The 25,966-nt window shown below is 72.8% G+C and carries 23 protein-coding genes; 13 read left to right on the forward strand and 10 right to left on the reverse strand.

The genetic code is table 11. The features are described 5' to 3' along the window. The first annotated feature begins 8 nt into the window (after positions 1–8). Positions 9–1,217: an ROK family transcriptional regulator gene (locus tag IO39_RS47065; protein WP_043639441.1), complete on the forward strand. Its 1,209-nt coding sequence runs from the start codon at positions 9–11 to the stop codon at positions 1,215–1,217. A 117-nt stretch (positions 1,218–1,334) separates the two neighbouring features. On the opposite strand, the gene IO39_RS47070 is transcribed toward IO39_RS47065, so the two are convergent. Continuing rightward, entirely contained in the window at positions 1,335–2,909 is a 1,575-nt protein-coding gene (locus tag IO39_RS47070; protein WP_043639444.1) for an ABC-F family ATP-binding cassette domain-containing protein, read from the reverse strand. A gap of 82 nt (positions 2,910–2,991) precedes the next feature. On the opposite strand from IO39_RS47070, the gene IO39_RS47075 reads away from it, so the two are divergent. Continuing rightward, positions 2,992–3,651, forward strand: coding sequence for a TetR/AcrR family transcriptional regulator (locus tag IO39_RS47075; protein ID WP_043639447.1), 660 nt, complete (start codon positions 2,992–2,994; stop codon positions 3,649–3,651). An 85-nt stretch (positions 3,652–3,736) separates the two neighbouring features. Next, a complete protein-coding gene (locus IO39_RS47080) occupies positions 3,737–4,315 on the forward strand; it encodes a multicopper oxidase domain-containing protein (RefSeq protein WP_043639450.1) in 579 nt (192 codons plus the stop codon). Positions 4,316–4,416: 101 nt separating this feature from the next. Here IO39_RS47080 and IO39_RS47085 read toward each other — a convergent pair whose 3' ends face one another. Beyond that, a complete protein-coding gene (locus IO39_RS47085; protein ID WP_043639453.1) occupies positions 4,417–5,118 on the reverse strand; it encodes a hypothetical protein in 702 nt (233 codons plus the stop codon). 77 nt (positions 5,119–5,195) lie between these two features. Between IO39_RS47085 and rpsD the strand changes: the two genes are divergently transcribed. Beyond that, positions 5,196–5,810, forward strand: coding sequence for a 30S ribosomal protein S4 (rpsD, locus tag IO39_RS47090; protein WP_043639983.1), 615 nt, complete (start codon positions 5,196–5,198; stop codon positions 5,808–5,810). Positions 5,811–5,880: 70 nt separating this feature from the next. On the opposite strand, the gene IO39_RS47095 is transcribed toward rpsD, so the two are convergent. Beyond that, entirely contained in the window at positions 5,881–6,828 is a 948-nt protein-coding gene (locus tag IO39_RS47095; RefSeq protein WP_084774674.1) for an ion transporter, read from the reverse strand. Between the two features lie 117 nt (positions 6,829–6,945). Between IO39_RS47095 and IO39_RS47100 the strand changes: the two genes are divergently transcribed. Next, positions 6,946–7,263 (forward strand): DUF4190 domain-containing protein, encoded by a 318-nt coding sequence (locus tag IO39_RS47100; protein WP_043639456.1) that lies wholly within the window; start codon positions 6,946–6,948, stop codon positions 7,261–7,263. Between the two features lie 20 nt (positions 7,264–7,283). Here the strand turns inward: IO39_RS47100 and IO39_RS47105 are convergent, their stop codons facing one another. Beyond that, on the reverse strand, positions 7,284–7,934 hold the full coding sequence (locus tag IO39_RS47105) for a TetR/AcrR family transcriptional regulator (protein WP_043639459.1): 651 nt from the start codon (positions 7,932–7,934) through the stop codon (positions 7,284–7,286). A gap of 66 nt (positions 7,935–8,000) precedes the next feature. Between IO39_RS47105 and IO39_RS47110 the strand changes: the two genes are divergently transcribed. Together IO39_RS47110 and IO39_RS47115 are read left to right on the forward strand one after the other, a co-directional pair. Beyond that, on the forward strand, positions 8,001–8,762 hold the full coding sequence (locus tag IO39_RS47110) for an ABC transporter ATP-binding protein (protein ID WP_043639461.1): 762 nt from the start codon (positions 8,001–8,003) through the stop codon (positions 8,760–8,762). Next, complete coding sequence (locus tag IO39_RS47115; protein ID WP_043639464.1) at positions 8,762–9,487, forward strand: ABC transporter permease; 726 nt, start codon at positions 8,762–8,764, stop codon at positions 9,485–9,487. Before IO39_RS47110 ends, IO39_RS47115 begins: the two co-directional genes overlap by 1 nt. A gap of 59 nt (positions 9,488–9,546) precedes the next feature. Here the strand turns inward: IO39_RS47115 and IO39_RS47120 are convergent, their stop codons facing one another. After that, positions 9,547–10,905, reverse strand: a complete 1,359-nt coding sequence (locus tag IO39_RS47120) for a S8 family peptidase (RefSeq protein WP_043639467.1) — start codon at positions 10,903–10,905, stop codon at positions 9,547–9,549. A gap of 245 nt (positions 10,906–11,150) precedes the next feature. Here IO39_RS47120 and IO39_RS47125 point away from each other — a divergent pair, with 245 nt between their 5' ends. Both IO39_RS47125 and IO39_RS47130 read left to right on the forward strand, forming a co-directional pair. Further along, positions 11,151–13,133, forward strand: a complete 1,983-nt coding sequence (locus tag IO39_RS47125) for a spermine/spermidine synthase domain-containing protein (protein WP_245642651.1) — start codon at positions 11,151–11,153, stop codon at positions 13,131–13,133. Positions 13,134–13,386: 253 nt separating this feature from the next. Next, positions 13,387–14,727: a lipase family protein gene (locus IO39_RS47130; RefSeq protein ID WP_157549896.1), complete on the forward strand. Its 1,341-nt coding sequence runs from the start codon at positions 13,387–13,389 to the stop codon at positions 14,725–14,727. 184 nt (positions 14,728–14,911) lie between these two features. Here the strand turns inward: IO39_RS47130 and IO39_RS47135 are convergent, their stop codons facing one another. Beyond that, a complete protein-coding gene (locus tag IO39_RS47135; RefSeq protein ID WP_245642652.1) occupies positions 14,912–16,795 on the reverse strand; it encodes an LCP family protein in 1,884 nt (627 codons plus the stop codon). A gap of 134 nt (positions 16,796–16,929) precedes the next feature. After that, positions 16,930–17,970 carry a neutral zinc metallopeptidase gene (locus tag IO39_RS47140; protein WP_043639472.1) on the reverse strand — a complete coding sequence of 347 codons (1,041 nt, stop codon included), beginning with the start codon at positions 17,968–17,970 and terminating at the stop codon, positions 16,930–16,932. Positions 17,971–18,649: 679 nt separating this feature from the next. Between IO39_RS47140 and IO39_RS47150 the strand changes: the two genes are divergently transcribed. Beyond that, positions 18,650–19,519 (forward strand): LysR family transcriptional regulator, encoded by an 870-nt coding sequence (locus tag IO39_RS47150; protein WP_043639475.1) that lies wholly within the window; start codon positions 18,650–18,652, stop codon positions 19,517–19,519. Positions 19,520–19,544: 25 nt separating this feature from the next. On the opposite strand, the gene IO39_RS47155 is transcribed toward IO39_RS47150, so the two are convergent. From IO39_RS47155 to IO39_RS47165, 3 genes are read right to left on the reverse strand one after another with little or no spacing between them, the layout of a single operon-like run. Next, positions 19,545–20,891 carry a sensor histidine kinase gene (locus IO39_RS47155; protein ID WP_043639478.1) on the reverse strand — a complete coding sequence of 449 codons (1,347 nt, stop codon included), beginning with the start codon at positions 20,889–20,891 and terminating at the stop codon, positions 19,545–19,547. Further along, the gene (locus IO39_RS47160) at positions 20,884–21,558 is read right to left on the reverse strand and encodes a response regulator transcription factor (RefSeq protein WP_043639482.1); all 675 of its coding nucleotides are present in this window, start codon (positions 21,556–21,558) and stop codon (positions 20,884–20,886) included. Before IO39_RS47160 ends, IO39_RS47155 begins: the two co-directional genes overlap by 8 nt. 55 nt (positions 21,559–21,613) lie before the next feature. After that, a complete protein-coding gene (locus IO39_RS47165; protein ID WP_043639485.1) occupies positions 21,614–22,609 on the reverse strand; it encodes an AraC-like ligand-binding domain-containing protein in 996 nt (331 codons plus the stop codon). Between the two features lie 161 nt (positions 22,610–22,770). Between IO39_RS47165 and IO39_RS47170 the strand changes: the two genes are divergently transcribed. From IO39_RS47170 to IO39_RS47180, 3 genes are read left to right on the forward strand one after another with little or no spacing between them, the layout of a single operon-like run. After that, positions 22,771–23,961: a LolA family protein gene (locus tag IO39_RS47170; protein WP_043639488.1), complete on the forward strand. Its 1,191-nt coding sequence runs from the start codon at positions 22,771–22,773 to the stop codon at positions 23,959–23,961. Continuing rightward, positions 23,958–24,932, forward strand: a complete 975-nt coding sequence (locus tag IO39_RS47175; RefSeq protein WP_043639490.1) for an ABC transporter ATP-binding protein — start codon at positions 23,958–23,960, stop codon at positions 24,930–24,932. The genes IO39_RS47170 and IO39_RS47175 overlap by 4 nt, the downstream gene beginning before the upstream one ends. Then, positions 24,919–25,893, forward strand: a complete 975-nt coding sequence (locus IO39_RS47180; RefSeq protein WP_052424261.1) for an ABC transporter permease — start codon at positions 24,919–24,921, stop codon at positions 25,891–25,893. Before IO39_RS47175 ends, IO39_RS47180 begins: the two co-directional genes overlap by 14 nt. The last annotated feature ends 73 nt before the right edge of the window (positions 25,894–25,966 follow it).

The raw sequence follows: 25,966 nt of genomic DNA on the forward strand, positions 1-25,966 counted from the left end.
CTTAGCCGATGCCTCGACGTACCGCTGCCGCCCTCGCCACAAGTGGTGAGGTGCTCCGCCTCATCCGCACCGGTGAGGCCGTGACGCGGGCCGACCTCGGCCGGGTGACCGGCCTGTCGCGCCCCGCGGTGCAGCTGCGCGTCGGCGAGCTGCTGGAGCGCGGCCTCGTGGTGGAGCGCACCGACGCGCCCTCCACGGGCGGGCGCCCGCCCGTCCGGCTGGAGTTCAACGCCGCGGGCGGCGTGGTCCTCGTCGCGGCGCTCGGCGCCTCGCGCACCCGGGTGGCGGTCTGCGACCTGGCCGGGGCGGAGCTGGCCGGGCGCGAGTTCACGATGGACGTGGAGCAGGGGCCCGACATCGTGCTGCCGCTGCTCATGGACACCTGGGACGACCTGCTCGGCGACCGGCCGCGCTCGATGATCCGCGGCGTCGGGATGGGCGTGCCCGCCACGGTCGAGTTCGCGCAGGGCCGCACGGAGAGCGCCCGCGTCATGGCCTCCTGGACCGGCGTGGTCATCCCGCCGATCATCCACACCCGTTTCCCCGTGCCCGTGCTCGTGGACAACGACGTGAACGTGCTGGCCATCGGCGAGCACCGGGGCGCCTACCCCGACCTGAACGACCTGATGTTCGTCAAGATCTCCACGCGGATCGGCGCGGGCGTCATCGCCGGCGGCGGCATCCTGCGCGGCGCGCTCGGCGCGGCCGGCGAGATCGGCCACATCCCCGTGCTCGACGGCGGCGGCGTGCTGTGCCGCTGCGGCAACTACGACTGCGTCGACTCCGTGGCCAGCGGCACCGCGCTGCTGAAGGACCTGCGGGCGCGCGGCAAGGACGTCAAGACGATCGCCGACGTCACCGCCCTGGTGCGCGCGGGCGACGCCGAGACGATGGCCACGGTCCGCGAGGCCGGCCGCCGCATCGGCGAGGTGCTGGCCGGGGCGGTCAACATCCTCAACCCGTCGGTGGTGGTGCTGGGCGGGGACGTGGCGGAGGCGTTCGGGCCGCTGGTGTCGAGCATCCGCGAGGTCGTCTACCGCCGCTCCACCGCCCTGGCCACCCGCCGGCTGCGCATCGAGCCCAGCCGGCTGGGCGCGGGCGCGGGCATCAGCGGATGCGCGGTGATGGTCCTGGACCACGTGCTCGCCCCGGAGGCCGTGGACGAGACCATGACCCTGACCGCCCTGCGCCACGAACGCGCCGCCGAACCGGCCTGACGACCCCCGCGCCCGCCTCGGGCACTGACCGCCCGCGCCGCCTCGGGCACTGATCGCTCGCGCCCGGACCCGTGCCGGGCCCCTCGCCCGGACCCGTGCCCGGACCAGGCTCCGCGCTCAGAGGTCCCAGCGGGGTTCGGGGCTCTCGCGGACGAGGCCGTCGGCGCCGAAGATGAGGTAGCGGTCGAGGTCGTCGGCGAACCAGCGGTCGTGCGTCACCGCCAGCACCGTCCCCTGGTATCCGGCCAGCCCGGCCTGCAGCGCCTCCGCGCTGGCCAGGTCGAGGTTGTCGGTCGGCTCGTCGAGCAGCAGCAGCGTCGCCCCCGACAGCTCCAGCAGCAGGATCTGCAGCCTGGCCTGCTGCCCGCCCGACAGCGTCTCGAACGGCTGCCCGCCCGCCGGCGCCAGCTCGTAGCGGGCCAGCGCCGCCATCGCCTCGTTGCAGGTCAGCGCGTGCCCGGCCATCACCACCTCGGCGGTGGCACGCCCGTGCAGGTCGGGCCGGAGGTGGGTCTGGGCGAAGTAGCCGGGGCGGACCCTGGCGCCCAGCCGCGCGACGCCGGTGTGCGCGATCGGCTCGCCCGCCAGCAGGCGCAGGAAGTGGGACTTGCCGGTGCCGTTCATGCCCAGCACGCCGACGCGCTCGCCGTAGGAGAGCTCGGTGGAGAACGGCCGCAGCAGGCCGGTCAGCTCCAGCTCCTCGCACACCACGGCGCGCCTGCCGGTGCGCCCGCCGCGCAGCCGCATGCGGACGTTCTGCTCCTTCGGCGCGCGCTGCGGCGGCCCCGCCCGCTCGAACCGCGCCAGCCGCGTCACCGCCGACCGGTACGCCCCCGCCAGCGCGTCGTTGTGGGCCGAGCGCTGCCGCAGCGTGTGCACCAGCCGCCGCAGCCTGGCCCGCTCCTCCTCCCACCGCTGCCGCAGCTCCTCCAGCCGCTCCTTGCGCCGCCCGCGGGCCTCGGCGTAGGTCGCGAACCCGCCGCCGTGCACCCACACCGTGCGCCCCTCGACGGTGACGATCCGGTCGGCGGCCTCGGCCAGCAGCCGCCGGTCGTGGGAGACGAGCAGCACGGTCTTGGCCGAGCCCCTGATCGCCCGCTCCAGCCACTGCTTGGCCCGCACGTCGAGGAAGTTGTCGGGCTCGTCGAGGAGCAGCACCTCGTCGGGCCCGCGCAGCAGCGCCTCCAGCATGAGCCGCTTCTGCTCGCCGCCGGAGAGCGTGGCCAGGCTCCGGGCCCGGACCCGCTCGTAGGGGAGCCCCAGCGCCTCGGTGGCGCACACGTCCCACACCACCTCCAGCTCGTAGCCGCCCGCGTCGGCGTAGTCGGCGATGGCCTGGGCGTAGGCGAGCTGGCGCGGCTCGTCGTCGCGCGCCGCGATGGCCGCCTCCGCCCGCGCCAGCGCCGCGGCCGCCTCCCGCACGCGCCGCGGGGCCACGCCGAGCAGCAGGTCGTGCACGGTGCCCGCGCCGAGGAACTGCCGCATCACCCCGACGCCGCCGGTGGCCGCGACCCGCCCCTCGACCGGCGTCAGCTCGCCGGCGACGAGGCGCAGCAGCGTGCTCTTGCCCGCCCCGTTGGGCCCGACCAGCGCCGCCTTGGCGCCCTCGCCGACCTTGAACGACACCTCCAGCAGCAACGGCCGCCCGTCGGGCAGCAGGTACGTCACCCCGCTCACTTCGACGTGCCCCACGAGACCTCCAGACCGCTCCACCGGATCAACGTTCCACCAACTAGACCATCGATCCGGTCCCCGTACAACGTATTATCCCCGCGTGGACAACGTGTGGTCGCGCGACCGGAAGACCCCCAGGCAGACCCTGACGCTGGACCGGATCGTCACGGAGGCCGTGGCGCTGCTGGACGAGGAGGGCGTGGGCGGCCTGACCATGCGCCGCCTGGCCGAGCGTCTCGACACCGGCTCGACCACCCTCTACTGGCACGTCAAGACCAAGGACGACGTGCTGGACCTGGCCCTGGACGCCGTCTTCGGCGAGGTGGCGCTGGACGACCTGGCCGCCGCCCGCGACGGCGGCGACTGGCGGGCGCCGGTGCGGGGGCTGATGGGCCGGTGGCGGGCGGCGCTGCTGCGTCACCCGTGGTCGGCGACGATCCTGGACCGGCCGCTCATGGGCCCCAACGCGCTGGGGCGCACCGAGTTCCTCTACGGGACGCTGATCGCGGCCGGGTTCGCCGCGCCGAAGACGGCGGCCTTCAGCCTGGCCAACTACGTGATGGGCTCGGTCATCATGCAGGTCTCCTGGCAGCGGAGCGGCGAGCCGGACACCGGGGCGTTCCTGCGCGAGCGCGCCGGCCGCTATCCCGCCCTGGCCGGGCACGGCCTGGAGCACGACTGGGACGCCACGTTCGACGAGGGCCTCGGCTACCTCCTGGACGGCATGGCCGGCGCGCGCTCGGCGCCGGACCGGGCCTGACGTGACGGTTTCATGATCGACAATGCGGATCTCACGAGATGGAAGAAATGGGGCGAAAGTAGGGTCCTGAGGCTGGGAGCGACGCATGATCCGGGTTCTGCTCGCCGAGGACATGCACATGGAGTCGGCCGGCGTGACGGTGCGGATCGACGCCCCATCCCTGGACGCCCCATCCCTGGAAGCCCCGCCCCTGGACGGGCCGGCCCGCCTGTCCGCGCCGGAGGCGATCGTCGCCCCCGCGAACGCCAGGGTGCGCCGCTTCCGGCTCAACGGGCACGACGCCATCAACGGCAAGGAGATGGACATGTCCCGGATCGACGAGGTGGTCCCGGCCGGAGCCACCGAGATCTGGGAGATCGAGAACACCGTGTACGCGCACAACTTCCACATCCACGAGGTGGCCTTCCAGGTGCTCGACGTGGACGGGGAGAGGCCGCCGGCGTACGGGAGCGGCCACAAGGACACGGTCTACGTGCCGCCGAAGAGCACCGTGCGGCTGGCCGTCCGGTTCGGCGGCTTCACGGACCCGGCGACGCCGTACATGTACCACTGCCACATCCTGCGGCACGAGGACTCCGGCATGATGGGCCAGTTCGTGATCGTGGAGCCCGGCACCGAGGACCAGGTGCCCCGGACGATCGCCACCGCCCACCCGGCGCACTGAGCCCCTGACGGGGCGGACCCCCGGCGCGCCGGGCGGCGGTCAGCGGGCGCCCGGCCGACCGCGCACGGCGGCCAGCGGGTGCACGCCCGGCCGGGCGGCGGTCAGCAGGTGCACAGGAGGCCGCGCAGCGCCGTCTCCAGGCACATGCCGGAGCGGGCGGGCGTCGGCCACGGGAAGCGCACGAGCGACTCGTCCACCCGCACCGTCGCCCCGAACCGGTCCAGCTCCCACAGCCACACCTCGCCCGCCGGCTCCCCGAGCTGCCGCGTCACCCCGGCCGCGAGCTGGGGCCGGTGGGAGGCGTTGACGTGGGCGAGCACGCGCTCGGCCGTCTCGCTCAACGGGTCGGGCGCCGCCCCCAGGTAGTCGTCGGCGTCCAGCACCCCCGACTCCTGCCCCGTCAGGTACACCACCTGGCCCACGTCCATCCGCAACAACTGGGGCGCGTCCGGCCGGCCGAACCGCTCCAGCGCCTCGAACAGGCTCTCGTCCGCGGTGTGCGCGGCCACCGCCACCGCCGCGGCCCGCGCCTGCGGCTCCGGCACGGCCTCGGCCCAGCCCTGCACCTCGATCAGCCCGCGCGGATGCGTGATGGTGCCCAGTTGCCGCATCGCCGTGAGGTTCACCGCCACCACGGCGTCGGCACGCAGCCCGTGCAGCGCCTCGCCGGGGCGTACCAGCAGGATGGGCCGGCCGCGCTCGTCCACCCCGCCGCGCGCGGGTGAGGGGGCGCCGTCAACGGAGAGCTTGGCGACGGTGGCCGTCGCGGCGAGGGTGCGGACCCGCTCGGGGATCGGCAGCATGACGCCTCCTTGAGAGCAGCAACAGTGATAGGTTAGCCTTACCTAAGTAAGGACTACCTAATCACATTGAGGTGAACGTGCGCTACACCGGCCCGAAGGTGCGACTGTCGCGTCGCGCGGGCGTCCCGCTGACCAGGAAAGCCGTCCGCTACTTCGAGCAGCGTCCCTACCCGCCGGGCGAGCACGGCCGCAAGACCAACCGCCGCACCACCGGCGACTACGGGCTGCGGCTGATGGAGAAGCAGAAGCTGCGCTGGTACTACGACGTGTCGGAGCGGCAGCTACGCCGCTACTGGGACCTGGCCGTGCGCAAGCCGGGCGCCTCGGGCACCGAGCTGGTCTCGCTGCTGGAGAGCCGCCTGGCCTCGCTCGTGCTGCGCTCCGGGCTGGCGCCGTCGATCTACGCGGCCCGCCAGTACATCAGCCACGGGCACATCGCCGTGGACGGCCGCAAGGTCGACATCCCCAGCTACCTGGTCAAGCCCGGCCAGGTCATCTCGGTACGCGAGCGCTCGCGCAGGATGCAGCCCTTCGTGGCCGCGTCGGAGGGCGTGTACGCCGACGAGCGCACGGCGCCGTACCTGTCGGTCGAGCTGCCGGAGCTGCGCTTCACCCTGACCCACCGGCCGGAGCGCGAGCAGATCGCGATCCCGGTGGACGAGCAGCTCGTGGTGGAGTTCTACTCCCGCTAGGCACTGCCGAAGGGCCCGGGAGGGGCGGCCGGCGCGACCCGCGCCTGCGGGGACGGCCCGGGGGAGGCGGTCAGCGTGACCGCTTCCCCCGGGCCTTCTTCCTGGTCGCGACCCGATGGGCGGGCCGGTGGGTGGCGGCCGGGACGGCGCCGGCGGCGACGGGCTCGGGGGCGCGCAGCCCGCGCAGCTCGGCGACCTCCTTGCGCAGCTCGGCGAGCTCGTCCAGGATCTGCCGTGTATGGGCCGTGCCGTCCTCCAGGATCTGCCGCGTGTGCGCGGTGCTGTCCTGAAGGATCTGCCGGGTGTGAGCCGTGGTGCTGTCCTCCAGCGCGGCCCGCTCCTCGGCGTTCTCCTCGTCCATCGCGCTCACCACGACGGCGAGGAAGAGGTTGAGCACCACGAAGGTGCACACCAGGATGAAGATGGTGAAGAAGATCCAGGCCGTGGGGTGCCGGCTCATCACCTCCCTGGCGATGTTGCCCCAGTCGTCGCCCGTCATCGTCTGGTAGAGGGTGAACAGCGAGGTCGGCAGGGTGCCGAAGCGGTCGGGCGCGGTCTGGCCGTAGAGCTTGGTGGCCATGACGGCGGCCACGTACAACACCAGCGACAGCAGCACCACGATCGAGCTCATCCCGGGCATCGCGCGCAGCAGCGCCGAGACCACCCGCCGCAGGCTCGGCACGACCGACAGCAGCCGCAGCACCCGCAGGATGCGCAGGGCGCGCAGCACCGACAGCCCGCCGGTGGTGGAGGCGAAGGCCACGGCGACGATGAGGGTGTCGAAGATGTTCCACGGGTCGCGCAGGAAGGCGGTGCGCTCGACGTAGAGCTTGGCGAGCAGCTCGACGGTGAAGATGTAGAGCGCGACGTGGTCGACCACGGTCAGCAGGGCGCCGTGGCGCTCCACGACGGAGGGGAAGGTCTCCAGGCCGAGGGTGACCGCGTTGATCAGGATGACGCCGATGACGAACCGCTGGAAATGCCGGTGGGCGAGTACGGCGCGGGTGCGTTCACGCACGGGGGCAGGCTCCTCGGGGGTTGATCATATGCCCTACCATGATGACGCATGATGATCAAGAGGGAGACTGTGGTATAAAGCCCACCTGACTTGTCCACGTGAGGGGGCCGCGCGCGCATGTCCTATCCCCACCAGGGGCCCGGTTACTACGGGCCGCCGCCGCAGAGCCACCCCAACGGCACGACCATCCTCGTGCTGGGCATCCTGAGCCTGGTGGTCTGCCAGATCATCGGCCCCTTCGCCTGGTCGATGGGCAACAAGGCGCTGCGCGAGATCGACGAGAGCGGCTACTACTACGAGAACCGCGGCCACATCCAGGCCGGGCGCATCTGCGGCATCATCTCCACCGTGCTGATGATCATCAGCTTCGGTCTGATGGCGCTCATCTTCGGCGTCGGCATCATCGGCGGCGCCTTCACCAGCACCAGCTACTGACCGCCCCCCGCCCCGGCCGGTCACCCGTCATCGGCCGCCGGGCGGGCGCCGTAGTCGCCCAGGCCGGACTCCAGCAGGTCGAAGGCCCGTTCCGCCTGCTCCCGCAGTGACGGCGCGATGCGCTCCCACGGCTCGCCCGCCAGCATCCGGGCCAGCGCGTGGTCGCTCAGGATGCGCGTGGTGGCGAGGATCTGCGCGGCGGCGATCCCCGGGGTGAGGTCGCCGGGCCCGGCGCCGAGCTCGCCGGCCAGCGCCCGCGCCAGCCCCTCCTCCCGCGCCACCGCGATCTCGCGCAGCCGGGCCACCAGCGCCGGGCTGGCGTTGACGACGCCGGTGAACACGTCGCTGCCCTCGTTGAGCCCGTACCGCCAGTCGCGCGTGTCGATCGCGTCGAGGTAGTCGCGCCGGAACGCGCGCACCACGCCCTCTCCCGGCGCGCGCTCGCGCAGCACCCGCTGCGGCAGGTCCACCGCCAGCTCCTGCCGGTCGGCGAACAGGTCCTCCTTGGTCCCGAAGTAGTTGAAGACCGTGTTGACCGACACGTCGGCGGCCTGCGCGATCTCGGCCACGGTCACGTTGTCGAACCCCCGGGCGATGAACAGGCCCGTCGCGATGTCCGAGATCCGCTGCCTGGTCTCGCGCTTCTTCCGCTCCCGCAGCCCTTCGTGCATGCCGTCATCGTACCAAGTTTGCAGTGACACCAAATTTGTGGTTACTTAAAGTTTGGAGGCGATGAAATGATTAGCACCTCAGGTCTGAGCAAGACCTACAAGGACGGCTCGGAGGCCGTCGCGGGCGTGGACATCTCGGTGAGGCCCGGCGAGATCGTCGGCTTCCTCGGGCCCAACGGCGCCGGCAAGACCACCACCATGCGCATGCTGACCACGCTGCTGCGCCCCACCGCCGGCACCGCCACCGTGGCCGGCCACGACCTGATCCGCGCGCCCCGGCAGGTGCGCAGGCGCATCGGCTACGTCGCCCAGGGCAGCGGGCTGCCGCCCGTCACCCCCGCCAAGGGCGAGCTGGAGCTTCAGGGCCTGCTGTACGGGCTGAGCCGCGCCCGGGTCGCCGCCAGGATCGCCGAGGTCCTGGCGGGCCTGGAGCTGACCGGCCTGGAGACCAGGGCTCCGGCCTCGCTGTCGGGAGGGCAGCGCCGCCGCTTCGACATCGCGTTCGCGCTGCTGCACGACCCGGTGCTGCTCTTCCTCGACGAGCCGACCACCGGCCTCGACCCGCAGAGCCGCGCCAACCTGTGGGAGCACGTCCGCGCGCTGCGCGCCGAGCGGGGCATGACGGTGTTCCTGACCACCCACTACCTGGACGAGGCCGACGCGCTCTGCGACCGGGTGCTCATCATCGACCGCGGCCGCATCGTGGCCGGGGGCGCCCCGGCCGCGCTGAAGACCGGCGGGCGCACGCTCGACGACGTCTTCCTCGACCTCACCGGCAGGTCCCTGCGCGAGGAGAGCGCGGCCACGGCGGCGGGGGAGGGGGCCTGATGCTGCGCGACACCTGGGTGATCTTCCGTCACGACCTCGACGTCACGCTGCGGGCGAAGGTCGCCCTCGTCTTCGGCGTGATCCAGCCGATGCTGTTCCTGGTGCTGTTCGGGCCGATCTTCACCGCGATCGGCACCTGGGAGACGCTGGTGCCCGGCCTGATCGTCCAGCTCGGGCTGATGAGCACGGGCATGGCCGGGTTCGGCGTGGTCTTCGACAAGCGCACGGGCGTGCTGGAGCGCATGCGCGTCACCCCGGCCAGCCGCCTGGCGCTGCTGCTCGGGCGGGTGCTCAACAACGTCGTCACGCTCGCCGCGCAGACGGCGCTGCTCGTCCTGGCGGCCTTCGCGCTGGGCCTGCGCGCCCCCGCGCCGGGGCTGGCCGCCGGGTTCGCGCTGGTCGCGGTGGTCGGGGCGGGCCTGGCGGCGCTGTCGTACGCGATCGCGCTGACCATGAACGAGCAGCTCTTCCCGCCGGTGATGTCCACGGCCGTGGTGCCGCTGGTCCTGCTGTCCGGCGCGTTCCTGCCGATGTCGATGGCGCCGGGCTGGCTCGACGCCCTGTCCCGGATCAGCCCGTTCACGTACGTGCTGGAGGCCCTGCGCGAGCTGTTCCACGGCCGCTACCTGACCGGCACCGTCGCGGCCGGCGTGGCGGTGGCCGTGCTCTTCGCGGCGGCCGGCCTGGCGATCGGCACCCGCGTCTACAACCGCGAGCACGCCTAGCACAAGGTCCGCCGGTGGGCCGGCGTCAGGTGGAGGGGGCGCCGGGCGGGGGACCGGTGTCAGGCGGCGCTCCTGTCCCGGCGTTCCAGGGCGGCGATGAGGCCGGCCGGGTCCACCGTCCCGTAGCCGTAGTCGTAGTCGAACCCGACCTCGCTGCGGTCCTCCGCCGTCCGCCGCACCAGCGCCCGCAACTGGCCGGGCGTCAGCCTGCCGGCGGGCCAGCGGGTGCGCACGGCCGCCACGATCCCGGCGGCCACCGGCGCCGCCGCCGACGTGCCCGAGTCGGGCTCGCCCCGGCCGAACGCCCCCGACCCGGAGAAGTGCGTGTACGCGCAGACGTCGGGCTTGCGCGCGGTCAGCCGCCCCGGCCCCTGGGAGGAGTAGCCCACCCGCTCGCCGTTGACGTCCACGCCGCCCACCGACAGCGCCTTGGGATGGGAGTTGGCTCCCACGATGGGCCGGCCGGGGTAGGCGCAGCGGCTGTCGGCGCACTCGCGCCCGCAGTTGCCGGCCGCGAACAGCACGTCGGCCCCCGCCTTGTCGAGCGCGGCCACCATGAGGTTGAACGGATGCGCCGCGTTGTCGGAGTAGTTGCCCGGATGCCCGACGGGGAAGTCCCACTCCGGCGAGAACGACCCCCACGAGTTGTTGACCACCAGCGCCCTGGAGGCGGCCGGCTGGGCGTCGAGCACGCCGCGCAGGTGCGCGAAGGCCGCCACCGCGTCCGACAGCAGCCCGTCCATCGCCGAGCCGCCGGGCCGGGTGGACAGCAGCAGCGGGATGTCGATCAGCGTGGCCTGCGGGGCGGCGATGAGCGCGTCGAACGCGCACATCGTCCCGTGGCCGACCTCGAACTGGCCCGGCCCGCCCCGCACGCCCGACGGGCTCCAGCTCCGCCCGGCGTCCACGGTGACGCCCCTGCCCAGCCGCCTGGCGGTGTGCGCGGCGTTGATCCCGGTGTCCAGCACGGCCAGCGCCACGCCGTCGCCGTCGAGCCCTTCCGCGTGCAGCCCCGCCACGTTCAGCAGCCGCTCCACGTCGTGCCAGTCGCCGGTGGGCGGGTCGCCGGGGCAGGCCGGGGCGGACTCGATGACGGGGTCGGCGAAGACCCCCACCACGTCGGGCCGCAGCGCGGGCAGCAGCGCCATCCTGGCGGCCGGCTCGTCGTCCGAGATGGTGCCCCTGACCAGCACGGAGGCGTCCTCGGCGGCGAGGGAGAAGTCGAGCGGCTGGTTGAGCGAGAGCGGGTCGCCGCCCGCGGGCGGGACGGGCCGCGGCAGGGCCACGGGCGGGTAGGCCGGGTCGAGCTCGACGCCGGGCAGGCCGTCGGCCACGTCGGCGACGGTGGCGGTGCGGCCGGGGTCGGTCACGGCCGCGACCAGATCGGGAGAGGGACGAAGCTGGATGAGAATCCGCATGGTCATCACCGGGAGGGGTTTGTGGAGTGAAACGAACCTCCCAACATTCCTTCATCCGTCCCGGCTCGTCCAGCACATCCGAGGGGGTTTTGACCTGCGAAAACTCTCTAATCAGGGCGAAGCGGACGACATTTGTTCTGGGACGTCAGGCTTCCTTGTTTTCGGTCTGTTCACTACGGTGAGGCGTTATGACGCTCCAGGCGCAAAAGCCGGTTGACGACGGAGAAAAGGCACACTGGCTGGCGGTGCGACCGAGGCTCGTCCTCGCCAGCGCGTTCATGCTCTTCCTCGAGCTGGCGCTGATCCGGTGGACCGGGTCCAACATCGTCCATCTCAGCTATTTCACCAATTTCGTGCTGCTCGGCTCGTTCCTCGGCATCGGGCTGGGCTTCCTGCGCGTGGGGCGTTCGCGGCGGCAGCCGTTCTACTCGCCCGTCGTCCTGGCGGTGCTGGTCATCGTCGTGCTGACCTTCCCCGTCACCGTGGACAGGAACACCGAGGGCGTCCTGTACTGGACGAGCCTGTCCACCAGCGGCCCGCCCGCGTGGGCGATCCTGCCGGTGATCTTCTGCGCGGCGGCGGTCGTGCTCATGGGGCCGGCCGAGCTGGTCGGGCGCTGCTTCCCCGAGCTGCCGCGCCTGGAGGCCTACCGCTACGACCTCATCGGCAGCCTGACCGGCATCGCGGCGTTCACGGCGCTGTCGTTCCTGAGCGCGCCGCCGGTGTTCTGGGGCGTCATCGTGGCGGTCTGCTACGGCCTGCTCCTGCTGCCCAACCCCCGCGTCCTGTACGCCGGGCTGGTGGTCGTGCCGTCCCTGGCCGTGGTCGGGCTGCTGCTGGCCGAGACGCTCACCGCGGGGGCGATCTGGTCGCCGTACTACAAGGTCACCACCAAGCAGCTCCAGCAGCTCGGCGTCCCCGTCACCGACATCGCGGTCAACGGCATCCCGCACCAGCAGGCCGTGCCCGCCACCGCCCGGCTGCAGTGGGAGGCGCAGTACGGCCTGCCGTACGACCGCACCACCAAACCGCCCAAAGACGTGCTCATCGTCGGCGCCGGCAGCGGCACCGACGTGGCGATCGCCCTGTCCAAGGGCGCCCAGCGGGTGGACGCCGTCGAGATCGACCCCAAGCTGCGCGAGCTCGGCGGCTCGGTCCACCCCGACAGGCCCTACGACGACCCCCGCGTCACCACCCACGTCACCGACGGCCGCGCCTTCCTGGAGCGCACCGACAGCAAGTACGACCTGATCCTGTTCGCCCTGCCCGACTCGCTCACCCTCGTCTCCGGGGCCAGCTCGCTGCGCCTGGAGAGCTACCTGTTCACCGAGGAGGCCATGCGGGCGGCCCGCGACCACCTGCGGCCGGGCGGCACGTTCTCGATGTACAACTACTACCGCGAGAGCTGGCTCGTCGACCGCCTGGCCTCGACCATGCAGCGCGCCTTCGGCCACAAGCCGTGCGTCGACGTGGTCAGCACGGCCGGGCAGCAGGCCGTCATCACCGCCGGCCTGGCCCCCGCCGACCAGCGCTGCGCCACCGAGTGGCCGGGCGCGGCGGCCGGCACGCCCCCGCCCGCCGGCGACGACCGGCCCTTCCTCTACCTCAAGGACGCCACGATCCCGCCGATCTACGTCATCACGCTCGGCCTGATCCTCATCGTGAGCCTGCTCGCGGTGCGCGCGGTGGCCGGGCCGTACCGGCGGATGCGCCCCTACGCGGACCTGTTCCTGCTGGGCGTGGCGTTCATGCTGCTGGAGACCAAGAGCGTGACCGGCTTCGCGCTGCTGTTCGGTACCACGTGGGTGGTCAACGCGATCGTCTTCGCCGGCGTGCTGGTCGCGGTGCTCGCCGCCGTCGAGGTGACCCGCCGCTTCCGCACCCCGCCCCTGCCCGTCATGTACGGCGTGCTCCTCGCCGGCCTGCTGCTGGCCTGGCTGGTGCCGAACGAGTGGCTGCTGTCGCTCCCGCTGCCGCTGCGCGCGGTGGCGGCCGTGACGGTGGCGTTCCTGCCGATCTTCGCCGCGAACGTGGTGTTCGCCAAGCGCTTCGCCGAGACCGCCGACGCCACCACCTCCTTCGGCGCCAACCTGCTGGGCGCCATGGTCGGCGGCTGCCTGGAGTACGTCGCCCTGGTGATCGGCTACCAGGGCCTGCTCGTCGTCGCGGCCCTGCTCTACGTCGGCGCCTTCCTGCTGCTGCCGAGGAAGAACTCGGTGCCGGCGTGACCGTGCCGGCGTGACCGTGCCAGAAATACGGAAGGGCATTTCCGAAATCTTCTCAGTAATGCCTTGACCGAGGGTCAGATGAACGGTTTCCGAATAAGGTTGATTTGTCGGAGACTGCGAGGTGAGGTAGAGATACCAGCCATGCCGTGATCGCGATGATCGTTCGGTAGCCGAAAAGGGAAATCCCGCCTTTCGAAATGGAGGTACGAGATCGGGGGTGACGTCCGGTAAACCCACGAGAAAAGGTGTCATCATGGCGACACAAGGGGCAGCAAGGATTGATGTCGAGCTCGCCCTGCCGCAGGAGTCCGACCCGGTGCCCGCCGGCCGCGCCGAGCAGATCGCCGCGGTGCTCCCGAAGGGAGTGCTGTTCGCGACCCAGGCGCAGTCACCCGGCGGGCAGGCGCGGAAGCCGCAGGAGGAGTGGACCCTCGCCTCCGCCTGGCCCCACCAGGGCCGCACCGCCACCGGAACCGCCGTCGTGCACTACGGCGCCGGCCACGACCGCCTGGTCAGGCCGATGATCTTCGCCGACGGCCTGGGCCACGGCCCCAGCGACCTGCCGGGGTTGTGGCACCGCCTCAACGCACCCTACCCGCCTCACCAGCAGTGCCTGCTGGACCAGCTCCTCGCTCAGGGCATCGACGTCGTGCTGCTCGGCTTCGGCGCCCGGCACACCCACATCCAGGCCAACGCCGGCGTGGCGGCCACCTGCATCCGCCGCGCGATCGGCGCGCGGGCCGGCCACGCGCCGCTGATCGTCGGCGGCCTCGGCATGGGCGGGCTGATCGCCCGCTACGCGCTGGCGGAGATGGAGAGCCGCGGCGAGGACCACCAGACCGAGACGTACCTGTCCTACGACACGCCGCACAACGGCGCGTGGATCCCGCTCATCCTGCAGCAGCTCGCGCACTTCGCGGCCGGCCTGTCCCCGGCCGAACCCGTACAGACGGCCCTGATCACCAGTCCCGCCGCCCAGCAGCTCCTGTGGGCGTGGGTGGCCGACGGCCGCTACTCCGGCCCCGTGGCCACCGCCAGCCCGCTGCGCACCGAGTTCCTGGCGGATCTGCGCCGCGTCGGCTGGTTCCCCGTACGCCCGCGCAAGCTCGGCGTGGCCAACGGCGCCGCCGACGGCACCGGCAGGAACGTGCCGCCCGACGAGCCCGTGTTCGAGTGGAGCGCCCTGGGCGGCCTCGTCGGCGCGACCGTCCGCACCCAGCCGGACCGCGGCACCAACCGGCACGTCGGCGGCATGCGCGCGGTGCCGATGTGGGCCAGCAAGAGCTACACCAGCGACGTCCCGCCCTTCGACGGCGTGCCCGGCGGGACCCTTCCCCTGTACGGCACGGTGGCCGACCGGCTCGGCGTGCCGATCGCGGCCAGGTACCGCTCGACCTGCTTCGTCCCGTCGGTGAGCGCCGTGGCCCTCCAGTACGACCCCCTGGACTGGACGGTGGACCTCTACACCGACATCACCTCCCTGTCGCCCGAGCAGAGCCAGCTCGACGACTTCCACTGCGACTCCCACAACTCCGAGCACGGCGAGGTGACCGCCACGCTGGCGGAGTGGATCCTGGGACAGCTCGGCAAGTGACGCCGGCCCGCCGGCCGGGACGGCGGGTGGCGGGCGAGGCGAGACCGGCCTCGCCCGCCGGCCCGCCACCCGTCCCGGACGGGCGGTCCGGGCCGATGACCTGGGCGGGCGAGCCGGGCGGCGGCTCGCCACCCGGCCTTGGCAGGCGGTCCGAGGCGCGTCCTGGGCGGGTGGCCGGATGCGGTCAGCCGCAGAGCTGGTCGAGGGACTCGGCCTCGCTGCTCTTCTGCGAGTTGCGGGTGGGCGTCTGCGTGGGCGCGGCGGCGCGGGTCGTCGCCGGCGTCGAGGCCGAGGCGGGCGCGCTGGGGGAGGCGCTCACGTTCGCGGTCTGCGCCTGGCGGGCCGGGCGCGTCGAGTTGATGATCGCCCGCTTCGTGGCCTGGCGGATCTTGGCCCAGTTCGCGTTGCCCGGGTAGAAGTGGGGCGGCACGAACTGCAGGCTGGTGATCTTGGCGTCCTTGACCTTGAGCGCCAGGTCCATCAGCGGCTGCAGCAGGTCGCGGGGGATGTTCGTCTGGGCCGCCCGCTTGGCCGCGCCGGCCAGCTTGTTGAAGTTGGCCAGGATCACGGTCGGCGTGGCCTGCTGGGCGAAGGCGCCGATGACGCAGCGCTGGCGGGCCATCCGGGAGAAGTCGTCGCTGCCGACGCGGGAGCGGCCGTACCACAGGGCCTGCTCGCCGGTCAGCTTGCGGTCGCCGGCCCTGATCGTGCCGGCCGTGCCGTAGAGGCCGCCCCACTTGACGTCCTGCTCGACGTGGATGCGCAGGCCGCCGATGGCGTCGACCAGGTCGGCGAAGCCGTACATGTTCATCAGGGCGTAGTAGTCGATCTTCAGACCCAGGGTGTGGCCGATGGCGTCCATCAGGGCACGCGGGCCCTTGTTCCTGCCCCCCATGAGCTCGGGGTGGTCGTTGGCGTACTGCCAGACCTCGTTGAGCAGGCCGCCGTTGGGCAGCTCGGCCATGAAGCCGTTGGGGAACTGCTTGTGCAGCGGCGAGCTGGCGGGGAAGCGCACGTGCTGGAGGTTGCGCGGCAGGCTGAACAGCACCGTCGCGCCGGTCCTGACGTCCACGCTGGCCACGTTCATGCTGTCGGTGCGCACCCCGGTCCTGTTGCCGGCCGCGTCGCCGCCGACCAGCAGGAAGTTCATCCGGTCCCGGCCGTTCCAGGGGTCCTCGGGGTTCTGGACCGTCTGCGGCACCTCCGGGTCGTGGTGGGTGGGGAAGATGCTGAACGCGTCGCGCGCGCCCATGGCGACGTTGGCGGTCAGCGCGAACGGCGACATGACCGCCACGCACAACACGCCCACCACGATGCCGCTGACCACCTGGCCCTGCATGTTCAGCCGGCTCGGGCCGAGCACCACGTACGAGGTGACCAGCAGCGCGAACCAGGCCAGGGCGAGGATCGAGGTGACGGCGATGACGCCGACCATCGCGCCGTCGCGGACCAGGAAGGTGGCGTTCGACAGGTCTCCGGCCACGGTCAGGCCGTAGGCCAGGAGCCCGAGCAGCAGCACCGCGTACACGCTGATCAGCGCCAGCCCGGTACGGCGGTGCCCGGCCCGCAGGTGAGCGGCGCCGGGCACGACGGCTGACAGGGCGGTCCAGCCGAGCATCGAGGCGGTGGTGAGCGGCTTGGCGAAGCGCGGGGCGGCCGAGCCGGCGGGGCGGGGCTTCGGCGCGCGCGGCTTGGCGGCGCGCGGCCTGCCCTCTTCGCGGGACCGGGCGGGCTGGGCAGGCCGGGCGGATTGAGCGGACTGGGCGGACTGGGCGGGCCGGGTGGACCTGGCCGACTTGGACGACTTGCCCGGTTCGGTGGCCTGGGAACGGGGCGGTTCGCCCGGCTCCGCCGGCCCGGCCGGCGCGGCGGGCTTGGCCGGCTTGGCGTCCTGCCCGGCGGGCCGCGCGGGCTTGGCGTCCTGGCCGGCCGGTCGCGCGGACGGGCCGGACTGGCCGGACTGGGCCGGTCGGCCGGGCTTGGCGGGCTGTGCGGACGGGCGTGATCGTCGCGTGGGGCGCCGTTTCCTGCCTTCAGGCGTGCTGCCTACCCCATCGCGATTGTCCACACCCGGCTCCTTAAACGCCTACCAGGCAAAACCCGCGTTTTGCCCCCCGATCGGCACAAGATTGCCAGGATTCTAGCCCCCATACCTGGACATCAGAGACATGTGCCCAACCTGAGATGAACGCCACGGGACCATCAGGAGACGGTCGAAGAGGGCGCCATCCACGTGTTGCACTGGAATGTCTTGTTCTTCTGCCACCCCTGCCGGAACCACAGATTGTTGTTGACCGGCTTGCCGTGATCGCGCGGATAGCCCGGATGGTCGCCCACCCGTCCGTAGAAGTAGAACAGCTGCCCGCGCTGGGCCGTGCTCACCGGATACGACGCCGCCACCGACCGCATCCACATGCCGCCGAAGCAGGTGGCCTGCAGTTCGAGCCGGCGGCTGAGCGCCAGCTTGCCGCTCTGGCTGGTGGAGTCCAGCGTCGAGCGCCACCACGAGTCCATCAGGCCCGTGATGTTCTGCACGTGGTGGCCGTACTCGTGGGCCATCATGCTGATGATGCCGCCGTGCCAGGAGATGATCTGGCCGTAGCCGAGCGCGTTGCCGTTGCCCCTGGCCATCGCCGAGGTGGAGGCGTAGATGGTGCTGTTGCGCGGGCAGTAGTACGGCACGATGCTGCCCGGCGAGGGATAGTCGCCGCACGCGCCCCGGCCCCGCCCCGACACGATGGCGTAGTTGGGCGCCCTGAACTCGATGCCCTGCTTCTCCAGGATCGGCTTCCACGCCCGGTCCATGCACCTGCCGGTCTTCAGGATCAGCGCCTTGAGCCGGGCGTGGTCGTAGATGCTCACGTTCCCGGCCCGGCAGTTCAGCCTGGGCAGGGAGCCGGCCTTGTACATGGTGTTGTTCTTCAGGCTCGTGTTCAGCGTGACCTGGGGCGGCGGCTCGGGCTCCCTGGTCGGCTGCTGGGTGGGCCGCTGGGTCGGCTCCTCGTCGCGGGTCCTGGTGGGCACGGGCTCGGAGTCCCGGGTGGGCTCGGCCGAGGGGCCGTACGTCGGGATCGCCACCGGCGTCGTCGTGTCCGAGCCGCGCGAGCCGTCCAGCAGCGCCGCCCCGATCACGATCAGCACGAACAGCGCCGCCAGCGAGCCGAACACGGCGCCGATCACCGCGATGGCGCCCGTCCCCGACTTCCTGCGCGGCGGGTGCTGCTGCCACTGCCGCGGCGGCATGGGCGGCGGCGGTGGCGGGGGCGGCGGGGGCTGGGGCGGCCGCTGATGGGGCTGCGCGTACGGGGGCTGCGCGTACGGGGGCTGCCCGTACGGGGGCTGCCCGTGCGGCGGCTGCCCGTGCGGCGCCTGAGGGTGCGGAGGCTGCCCGTAGGGCGGCCGGCCGTACGGCGGCGCCTGAGGATGGGGCGGCTGCCCCTGAGGGGGCCCGTACGGCGGCTGCGGGAACGGATGGGGCGGCCCCTGGGGAGGCGCCGGCTGCGGGTACGGCTGTCCCTGCGGCGGCGCCGGCTGGGGGTGCGGCGGCCCGTGCGGCGGCCCTTGCGGCGGCGCCGGCGGCGGGGGCTGGGGCGGCTGCGGGTGCGGCGCGCCCTGCGGCTGCGGTTGCCGGTGACCGGGCGGCGGCCAGGGCAGGGAGGGTGGCCTCTGTGGCTGGTGTGGCCCCTGTGGCGGCGGTGGGTATTGCCCGTTGCCTGTCACCCTGTCTCCCCGATCGCCCCGTCGTCCCTAATGCATGGCTTTGTGGGGCCACCAATCGGACCCTTGCCAAATTTGGGGCAAAAGCATACTGATTTATCACCCGTCACGGATGTAGCGGTGCTCGGTTACAGTCCGAAATCATTCGAGGTGATCTCCGCTATCTCCCGGTCCGGGAGACCGGCGTTGTCCTAGCTTCTTTGGCATGAATCTCCAGCAGCTCCGCTATGTGGTCGCGACTGCGGAGCACCGCACCATGACCGACGCGGCCAGGTCGCTCTACATCGCGCAGCCTGCGCTCTCGCGCGCGATCCGCGATCTCGAGCGAGAGCTCGGCATGACGCTCTTCGCCCGTTCGGGTCGCGGGGTCGTCGTCACCGCACAGGGACGCCGGGTGGTCAAGCTGGCGAGAGAGGCACTCGACGCCGTACACGAGATCGAGGGCCTGTCCAACCAGAGCGCCGTCACCGAGGCGGAGCTCCGCATCGCCGCCACCCCCAGCCTGGAACCCGGCCTCGCAGGGCGGCTGCTGCCCGCCTACGCGGCCGACCATCCGGGCGTACGCGTGCACATCGTCCGCTGCGACGGCCGTGACGGCGTCGTCAGCGCCATCAGGGACCAGCGGGCCGACCTGGGCCTCACGGACCTGCCCGTGCCCACCGACCTCATCACCCATCCGCTCGAACGCCAGGAGATCGTGCTGATCTCCCCGCCCGGGCTCGAACTGCCCAACCCGGTGCCGATGGGCAGGCTGCACGGCATGCGCCTGGCACTGCCCGCCCGCGGCAGCATGCGGCGCAGGGAACTCGACGCGATGTTCGGCAAGTACGCCGTCACCCCGGTGGTCGTGCTCGAGACCGACGAACGCAACGGCTGGCTCAACGCCGTGCGCAAGGGGCAGGCGTCGCTGCTGTGGTACCGCGGCATGGCCGAACAGGCCGGGCGCGCGGGCCTGGTGGTGCGCTCGCTCGACCCCGCGCTGCGCCGCGTCATAGCCGTCGTGCACGCCCGCCGCCGCCTGCCGCTCATCGCCCAGGACTTCCTGGCGACCGCGGAGAAGGGGACCGCCGCCTGACCTTTCGGGAACGATCCATTTCCTCTCAGCGGGCGACCGGCAGGGTCACCACGGCACGCAGGCCCGGCTCCGCGTCCTCCAGACGCACGCTGCCGCCGTGCGCCCGCACGGTCTCCCGCACGATCGCCAGCCCCAGCCCCGCCCCGCCCTCGTCCCGGCTGCGCCCGGAGTCGAGCCGGGTGAAGCGGTTGAAGACCCGCTCCCGGTCCTGCTCGGGGATGCCGGGGCCGTCGTCGGTGACCGTGAGCACGCCGTCGGACGTCAGCGCCACCTCGATCGTGGAAGCGGTGTGGCGCGCGGCGTTGTCCATCAGGTTCGTCAGCACCCGGCTCAGGTCGAGGGCGTCACCGCGCACCACCACGGGGTCGCAGGCGGTCAGCCGGGCCTCGGCGTAGCGGTCCACGGTCTGGCGCACCACCTCGTCGAGGTCCACCGGCTCGCGCCGGGCGGGCACGCCGCCGCGCTCGTCGAGCCTGGCCAGCGCCAGCAGGTCCTCGGCCAGCCGGGACAGCCGCATGGTGTCCTCCAGCACGCCCTCGGCGGTCTCCTGCCAGTCCTGGCCGTCGGGGTGCCCGAGCGCCACTTCGAGCTGCAGCCTGATGCTGGCCAGCGGGCTGCGCAGCTCGTGCGCGGCGTCGGAGACCAGCGCCCGCTGGCGCTGCTCGGCCTCCTCCAGCCGGGCCAGCATGTCGTTGAGCGTGGTGGCCAGCGAGTGCACCTCGTCACGCGACTGCGGCACCGGCAGCCGGCGCGACCTGGCGGTGTGCGTGATGTCCGCCGCGCCCCTGCGCAGCGCCGCGATCGGGCGCAGGGTGCGGCCGATCATCAGCCAGCTCGCCACCGCCAGCAGCACGACCAGCGCCGGCGTGCCGACCAGCAGCACCCGGCCGGCCGTGCCCAGGCTGGTCTGGATCTCGCCGACCGGCCGGGCCGCCACCACCGTCTGGCCGCGGTCCGCGCTGAGCACGATGACCCGCAGGAACCCGGGGATGGCGTACGGCCGGCCGTCCAGCTCCGTCGCCTGCCCGTGCCTCAGCACCCTGGCCCGGTCCCCGGCGTCCAGCAGCGGCACCAGCCGGTCGGCCCCGTACGTGACGTGCGTGATCCGCCCGCGCGCGTCGATGACCTGCACGATCGTGCCGTCGTGGGTGGTGATCGGGCTGGTCAGCGTGCCCGCGTCGGCCGCCACCCGCACGGCCTGGGCCTGCTGCCTGGTGGACTCGTCGACGGTGTCCATCAGGGCGCGTTCGAGCACGCTCAGCAGCACCGAGGCCGACACGGCCAGCGCCAGCGCGAGCACCGCGGCGGCGGCCACCGTGAGCCGGAAACGCAGCCCCTGCCGCCGCCACCACAGCAGCGGGGAGTCAGCCACCGTCGCCCGCCAGCCGGTAGCCCGCGCCGCGCACGGTCTGCAGCGCGTTCCTGCCGAACGGGGCGTCGATCTTGCGGCGCAGGTAGCCCACGTACACCTCGACCACGTTCGGGTCGGTGTCGAAGGTGTCCCACACGTGCTCCAGGATCTCCGACTTCGACACCACCTCGTCGCGCCGCCGCATCAGGTATTCCAGCAGCGCGAACTCCCGCGGCGTCAGCTCGACGGGGCTCTGCCCGCGCTCCACCCTGCGCCGGGCCGGGTCCAGCGACAGGTCGCCGGCCACCAGCACCGACGGCCGCCGGCCCGCGTCGCGCCGCATCAGCGCCCGCAGCCGGGCCACCAGCACCACGTACGAGAACGGCTTGGTCAGGTAGTCGTCGGCCCCGAGGTCGAGCCCGTCGGCCATGTCGTACTCGCCGTCCTTGGCCGACAGCATCAGGATCGGCACCCAGTTCTCCTCGGCGCGCAGCTGCTTGCACACGTTGTAGCCCGACAGCCTGGGCAGCATGATGTCGAGCACCACGACGTCGTAGTCGCCGTTCCTGGCCGCGTGCAGCCCCTCCTCGCCGTCGTGGGCGAGATCGACGGCGAAGCCCTCGGCCTGGAGCCCGCGCTGCAACGCCGCAGCCATCCGCCGTTCGTCCTCGACGACAAGTACTCTCATGTGGCGATTCTCCCGTCCTTCTGCTGAGACGACGCTGAGAAGGCTGAGAGCGGTCTCAGACCTCGGCGCGCGCCCGCGCCGCCCTGCGGTATTCGCCGGGCGGCATCCCGTACGCCGCCTTGAACGTGCGGTTGAAGAACGCCGCGTCCACGAACCCCCAGCGCGCGGCCACGTCGGCGACGCTGACCCCGGCCAGGCGGGGGTCTTCGAGGTCGGCCCGGCAGCGCTCCAGCCGCTGGCCGCGCACGTATTCGCTGATGGTCTGCCCCTCGGGCCGGAAGATCTGGTGCAGGTGGCGCACCGAGATGTTGCAGGCGGCGGCGATCGAGGACGGGGTCAGCCCCGGCCGGCCGAGATGCCGGCGCACGTGCTCCTTGACCTCCCTGACGAGCGCCTGCCGCCGCGTGCCGGCCGGCACCGCGTCGCCGGCGCCGATCGCGCCCGCCAGCCAGACCGTGGCCAGCTCGACCGCCACCCACCCCAGCGGGCCGTCGTCGGCGGCCCCGAGCCGGGAGCCCTCCCGCACGAGGCCGTGCATGAACTGGGCGAGCAGCGCCGCCGGCCCCTCGCGCGCCGGCAGCGGCCGCACCACGTGGTCGCGCAGCCGCTGCTCGGGCAGGGGCAGCGCGTCGCGGGGGAGCTGGAGGGTGATCATGTGGGTGAGGCCGTCGTCGCCGCCGGCGGAGTCGACGTCGAACGGCCGGGAGGTGTCGGTCAGCACCAGGTCGCCCGGCGCGACCCGGGCGCGCGAGCGCCCCTGCTCGACCTGTAACGACCCGGAGCACAGCAGCGTCACCCACCACTGCTCCGGGTCGGAGCGGCGGATCAGCCGCGGGGTGCGGACCGAGCGCTGGTCGGCGTAGCTCGGCGCGGACGCCGTCACCCGGCCCAGCTCCTTGACCGCGATGGCGGCGCGGAAGTCGGGCGCGTGCGCGCTGCTGAGGTCGGTGGGGACCAGTTGCCGCGCGGTCAGGTCGCACCACCACTGGAACCGCTCGGCGGCCGGCACATCCGTGCTGCGTAGCTCGATCACCTGTCTCCTCGACGTCATCTCGCCTGGCACTCCATCATCCCCCGCCCGGCGGCCGCTCGCCCGTACCGGCGCCCACCAGGGGGAACGCGGCCGGCCTGAGAGCCGTCTCAGACTGTCTCAGGCCCGCCACAGGAAGCATGCCGCAGGCTTTGGGCATCGACATACCGTTAAGGAGTGAGATGCGAAGAGGCACGTTCGTGAGGTGGGGAGTCCCGATCGCGGCGGCGGCCGTGATCGGAGCCGCGATCGGCGCCGGCCCCGTGATCGCCGCGGTGCGAGGCGAGCCCGTGCTGCCCGAGCGCTCGGCCGAGCAACTGCTCGCCGACGCCGTGGCGGCGACCGGCAAGGACGGCGGCCTGCCGCCGATGTCCGGCACGGTGCAGCAGACGGCCTCACTCGGCCTGCCCGCGCTGCCGCAGACCGGCTCGGCCTCGCCGCTGAGCCTGCTGTCCGGCTCGCACGAGGTCAAGGTCTGGTACGGCGCCGCCGACAAGCTGCGGGTGGCCATGCCGACCCAGCTCAACGAGACCAACCTGATACTCAACGGCGGCCAGGCGTGGTACTGGGACAGCGCCACCAACACCGCCACCAAGCTGACCGTCAAGCCCGGCACCCGCCCGGCCGGCACGTCCACCCCGGTGCCCCAGCCGGCCGACCTGACCCCGCAGCAGGTCGCCGCGCGGGTGCTGGCCAACACCGGCGAGCACACCGCGGTCCGGGTGATCAACACCGCCCAGGTGGCCGGCCGCCCGGTCTACCAGCTCGTGCTGGCGCCCAAGGACGACGGCTCCCTGGTGCAGGAGATCCGGATCGCCCTCGACGGCGAGACGTACGTCCCGCTCCAGGTCCAGGTGTACGCCAGGGGCTCGGCCGAGCCGGCCTACCAGGTCGGCTTCACCCAGGTGACGTTCACGCCGCCGGCGGAGGAGAACTTCGCCTTCACCCCGCCCGCGGGCGCCAAGGTGGAGGAGCGCACGCTCGGCGCGGACGGCATCGGGCAGCGCGCCGAGGAGCGCGCCGAGCACGCAAAGGACGTGGCGGGCGACCTGAAGGTCGTCGGCGACGGCTGGACGAGCGTGGCCGTCGTGCCGTTCTCCCTGGCCGACCTGACGGCCGCGGCGAACGGGCAGAGCGGACAGAACGGGCAGAGCGGGCCGGCCGGGGACGGCGGCGACCGCTTCGGCGGCGAGGGCGACCCGAGGGCGCTGCTGGACAGCGTGCTCAAGTCCGCCACCCCGGTGAGCGGCACGTGGGGCTCCGGCAAGCTGATCAAGACCAAGCTCGTCACGGCCCTGCTGACCGACGACGGCCGGCTGCTGGTCGGCGCGGTCACCCCGGAGGAGATCGTCAAGGCGGCGGGCGTCAGGTGACCACCGTCACGCAGGAAGCGGGGGCGCCCTTCGGGGCGGCCCCGCCCTCCGGGGACGCGGCGATCGTCACCCGGGGGCTGACCAAGCGCTTCAAGGGCGGCCAGGTCGCGGTGGACGCCCTCGACCTGACCGTGCCGCGCGGCTCGGTGTTCGGCTTCCTCGGGCCCAACGGCTCGGGCAAGACCACCACGATCCGGATGCTGCTGGGCCTGGTCGCGCCCACCGAGGGCGAGTACTCCGTGCTCGGGCTGCCGCTGGGCAGGGCCCTGCCGAAGGTGGGAGCGGTGGTCGAGGGGCCGGCCTTCTACCCGTACCTGTCGGGCGCGGCCAACCTGATGCGCTTCGACGCGGCCGACCCGACCGCGCGCCGGGCCACCGCCGCGCGGCGGATCGCCGACGCGCTGGAGCGGGTGGGCCTGTCGGCCGCCGCGGGCAAGCGCTACCGCAACTACTCGCTCGGCATGCGCCAGCGCCTGGCCATCGCCGCCGCCCTGCTGGGGCCGCGCGAGCTGCTCGTCCTGGACGAGCCGACCAACGGGCTCGACCCGCAGGGCACCCGCGAGGTGCGCGCGCTGGTCAAGGAGATCGCGGCGGACGGCACCACGGTGTTCGTCTCCTCCCACCTGCTGGCCGAGGTCGAGCAGATGTGCACGCACGCGGCGATCATGCGGACCGGCCGGCTCGTGGCGGAGGGCACCATCGCCTCGCTCAACGGCGGCGTGGTCACCCGGATCAGGGTGGAGACACCCGACCCGGCGGGGGCCGCGCGCGTGCTGACCGGGCTCGGCCTGGCCGACGTGCGGGCCGAGGGCCGCGAGGTCACGGCGGAGCTGGGCGGGCACGCGCCGGAGCGGATCAACGCGGCGCTGGTGGGCGAGGACGTGGCCGTGCGGGGGCTGGCCGTGGTGCGGCCGAGCCTGGAGGACGTGTTCGTGGGACTGACAGGGGAGGGCTTCGATGTCGACGGGTGACGGCGCGACGCCGGGGACGGCGACGCTGGGGCGGCGCACGCCCGGGCTGGTGCCGGTGACGGAGACGATGCGCACCTCCGAGCGCCGCGCGCCCGAGCCCCCGCCCGCCGCCGCGCCCGAGCCGCCCGAGCCGGCCGCGCGGGCGATGGGCGCGTTCTGGCGGCTGCTCGGCTCCGAGCTGGGCCTGACCTTCCGCCGCCCGCGCAACCTCGTCATGCTGGCCGTGCTGGCCATGGTGCCGGTCGTCGTCGGCGTCGCCCTGCGCGCCTTCGGCTCCGGCGACGACGACATGAGCGGGATCGTCCAGGACGTGGCGGGCAACAGCCTCATGCTCACGTTCGTCTCGTTCTCGTTCCTGGTGCTGCTGCTCATGCCGGTGGCGGTGAGCGTGGTCGCGGGCGACTCCATCGCCGGCGAGGCCGGCGGCGGCACGCTGCGCTACCTGCTGGCCGCGCCCGCCGGCCGGACCAGGCTGCTGGCGGTCAAATACCTCAACGCGGCCGTCTACGCCTACGCGGTGACCGCCGTGGTCGCGCTGTCGGCGCTGGTGACGGGGCTGATCCTGTTCCCGGCCGGGGACGTGACGCTGCTGTCGGGGACCACGATCTCGCTGGGGGACGGCCTGCTGCGCATCGCCGTCGCCGTCGCGTACGTGGGCGCCGGCATGGCGGCGCTGGCCGCGGTCGCGGTGGCGCTGTCGACGTTCACCGAGGTGCCGATCGGGGCCATCGCGGGCACCATGGTGCTGGTCATCGTCTGCCAGGTGCTGCGGGCCATCCCCGAGCTGGCCGTCATCACGCCCTACCTGCTGCCGACCTGGTTCACGAACTTCGACGCGGTGCTGCGCGCGCCGATCGACATGGGGGCGCTGGGGGAGGGGCTGCTGGCGTTCGGGGCGTACATCGTGCTGTTCGGCTCGATCGCGTGGGCCCGGTTCTCCGGCAAGGACATCACCTCGTGACCGCCCCGGCGCCCCCGCGCGGTCCCCACGAGCCCCCGCGCGGTTCCCACGCCGCAGGCGTGCGGTGACCGCG

This window comes from Nonomuraea candida (assembly GCF_000725485.1).
In the GTDB taxonomy this organism is placed as follows: domain Bacteria; phylum Actinomycetota; class Actinomycetes; order Streptosporangiales; family Streptosporangiaceae; genus Nonomuraea; species Nonomuraea candida.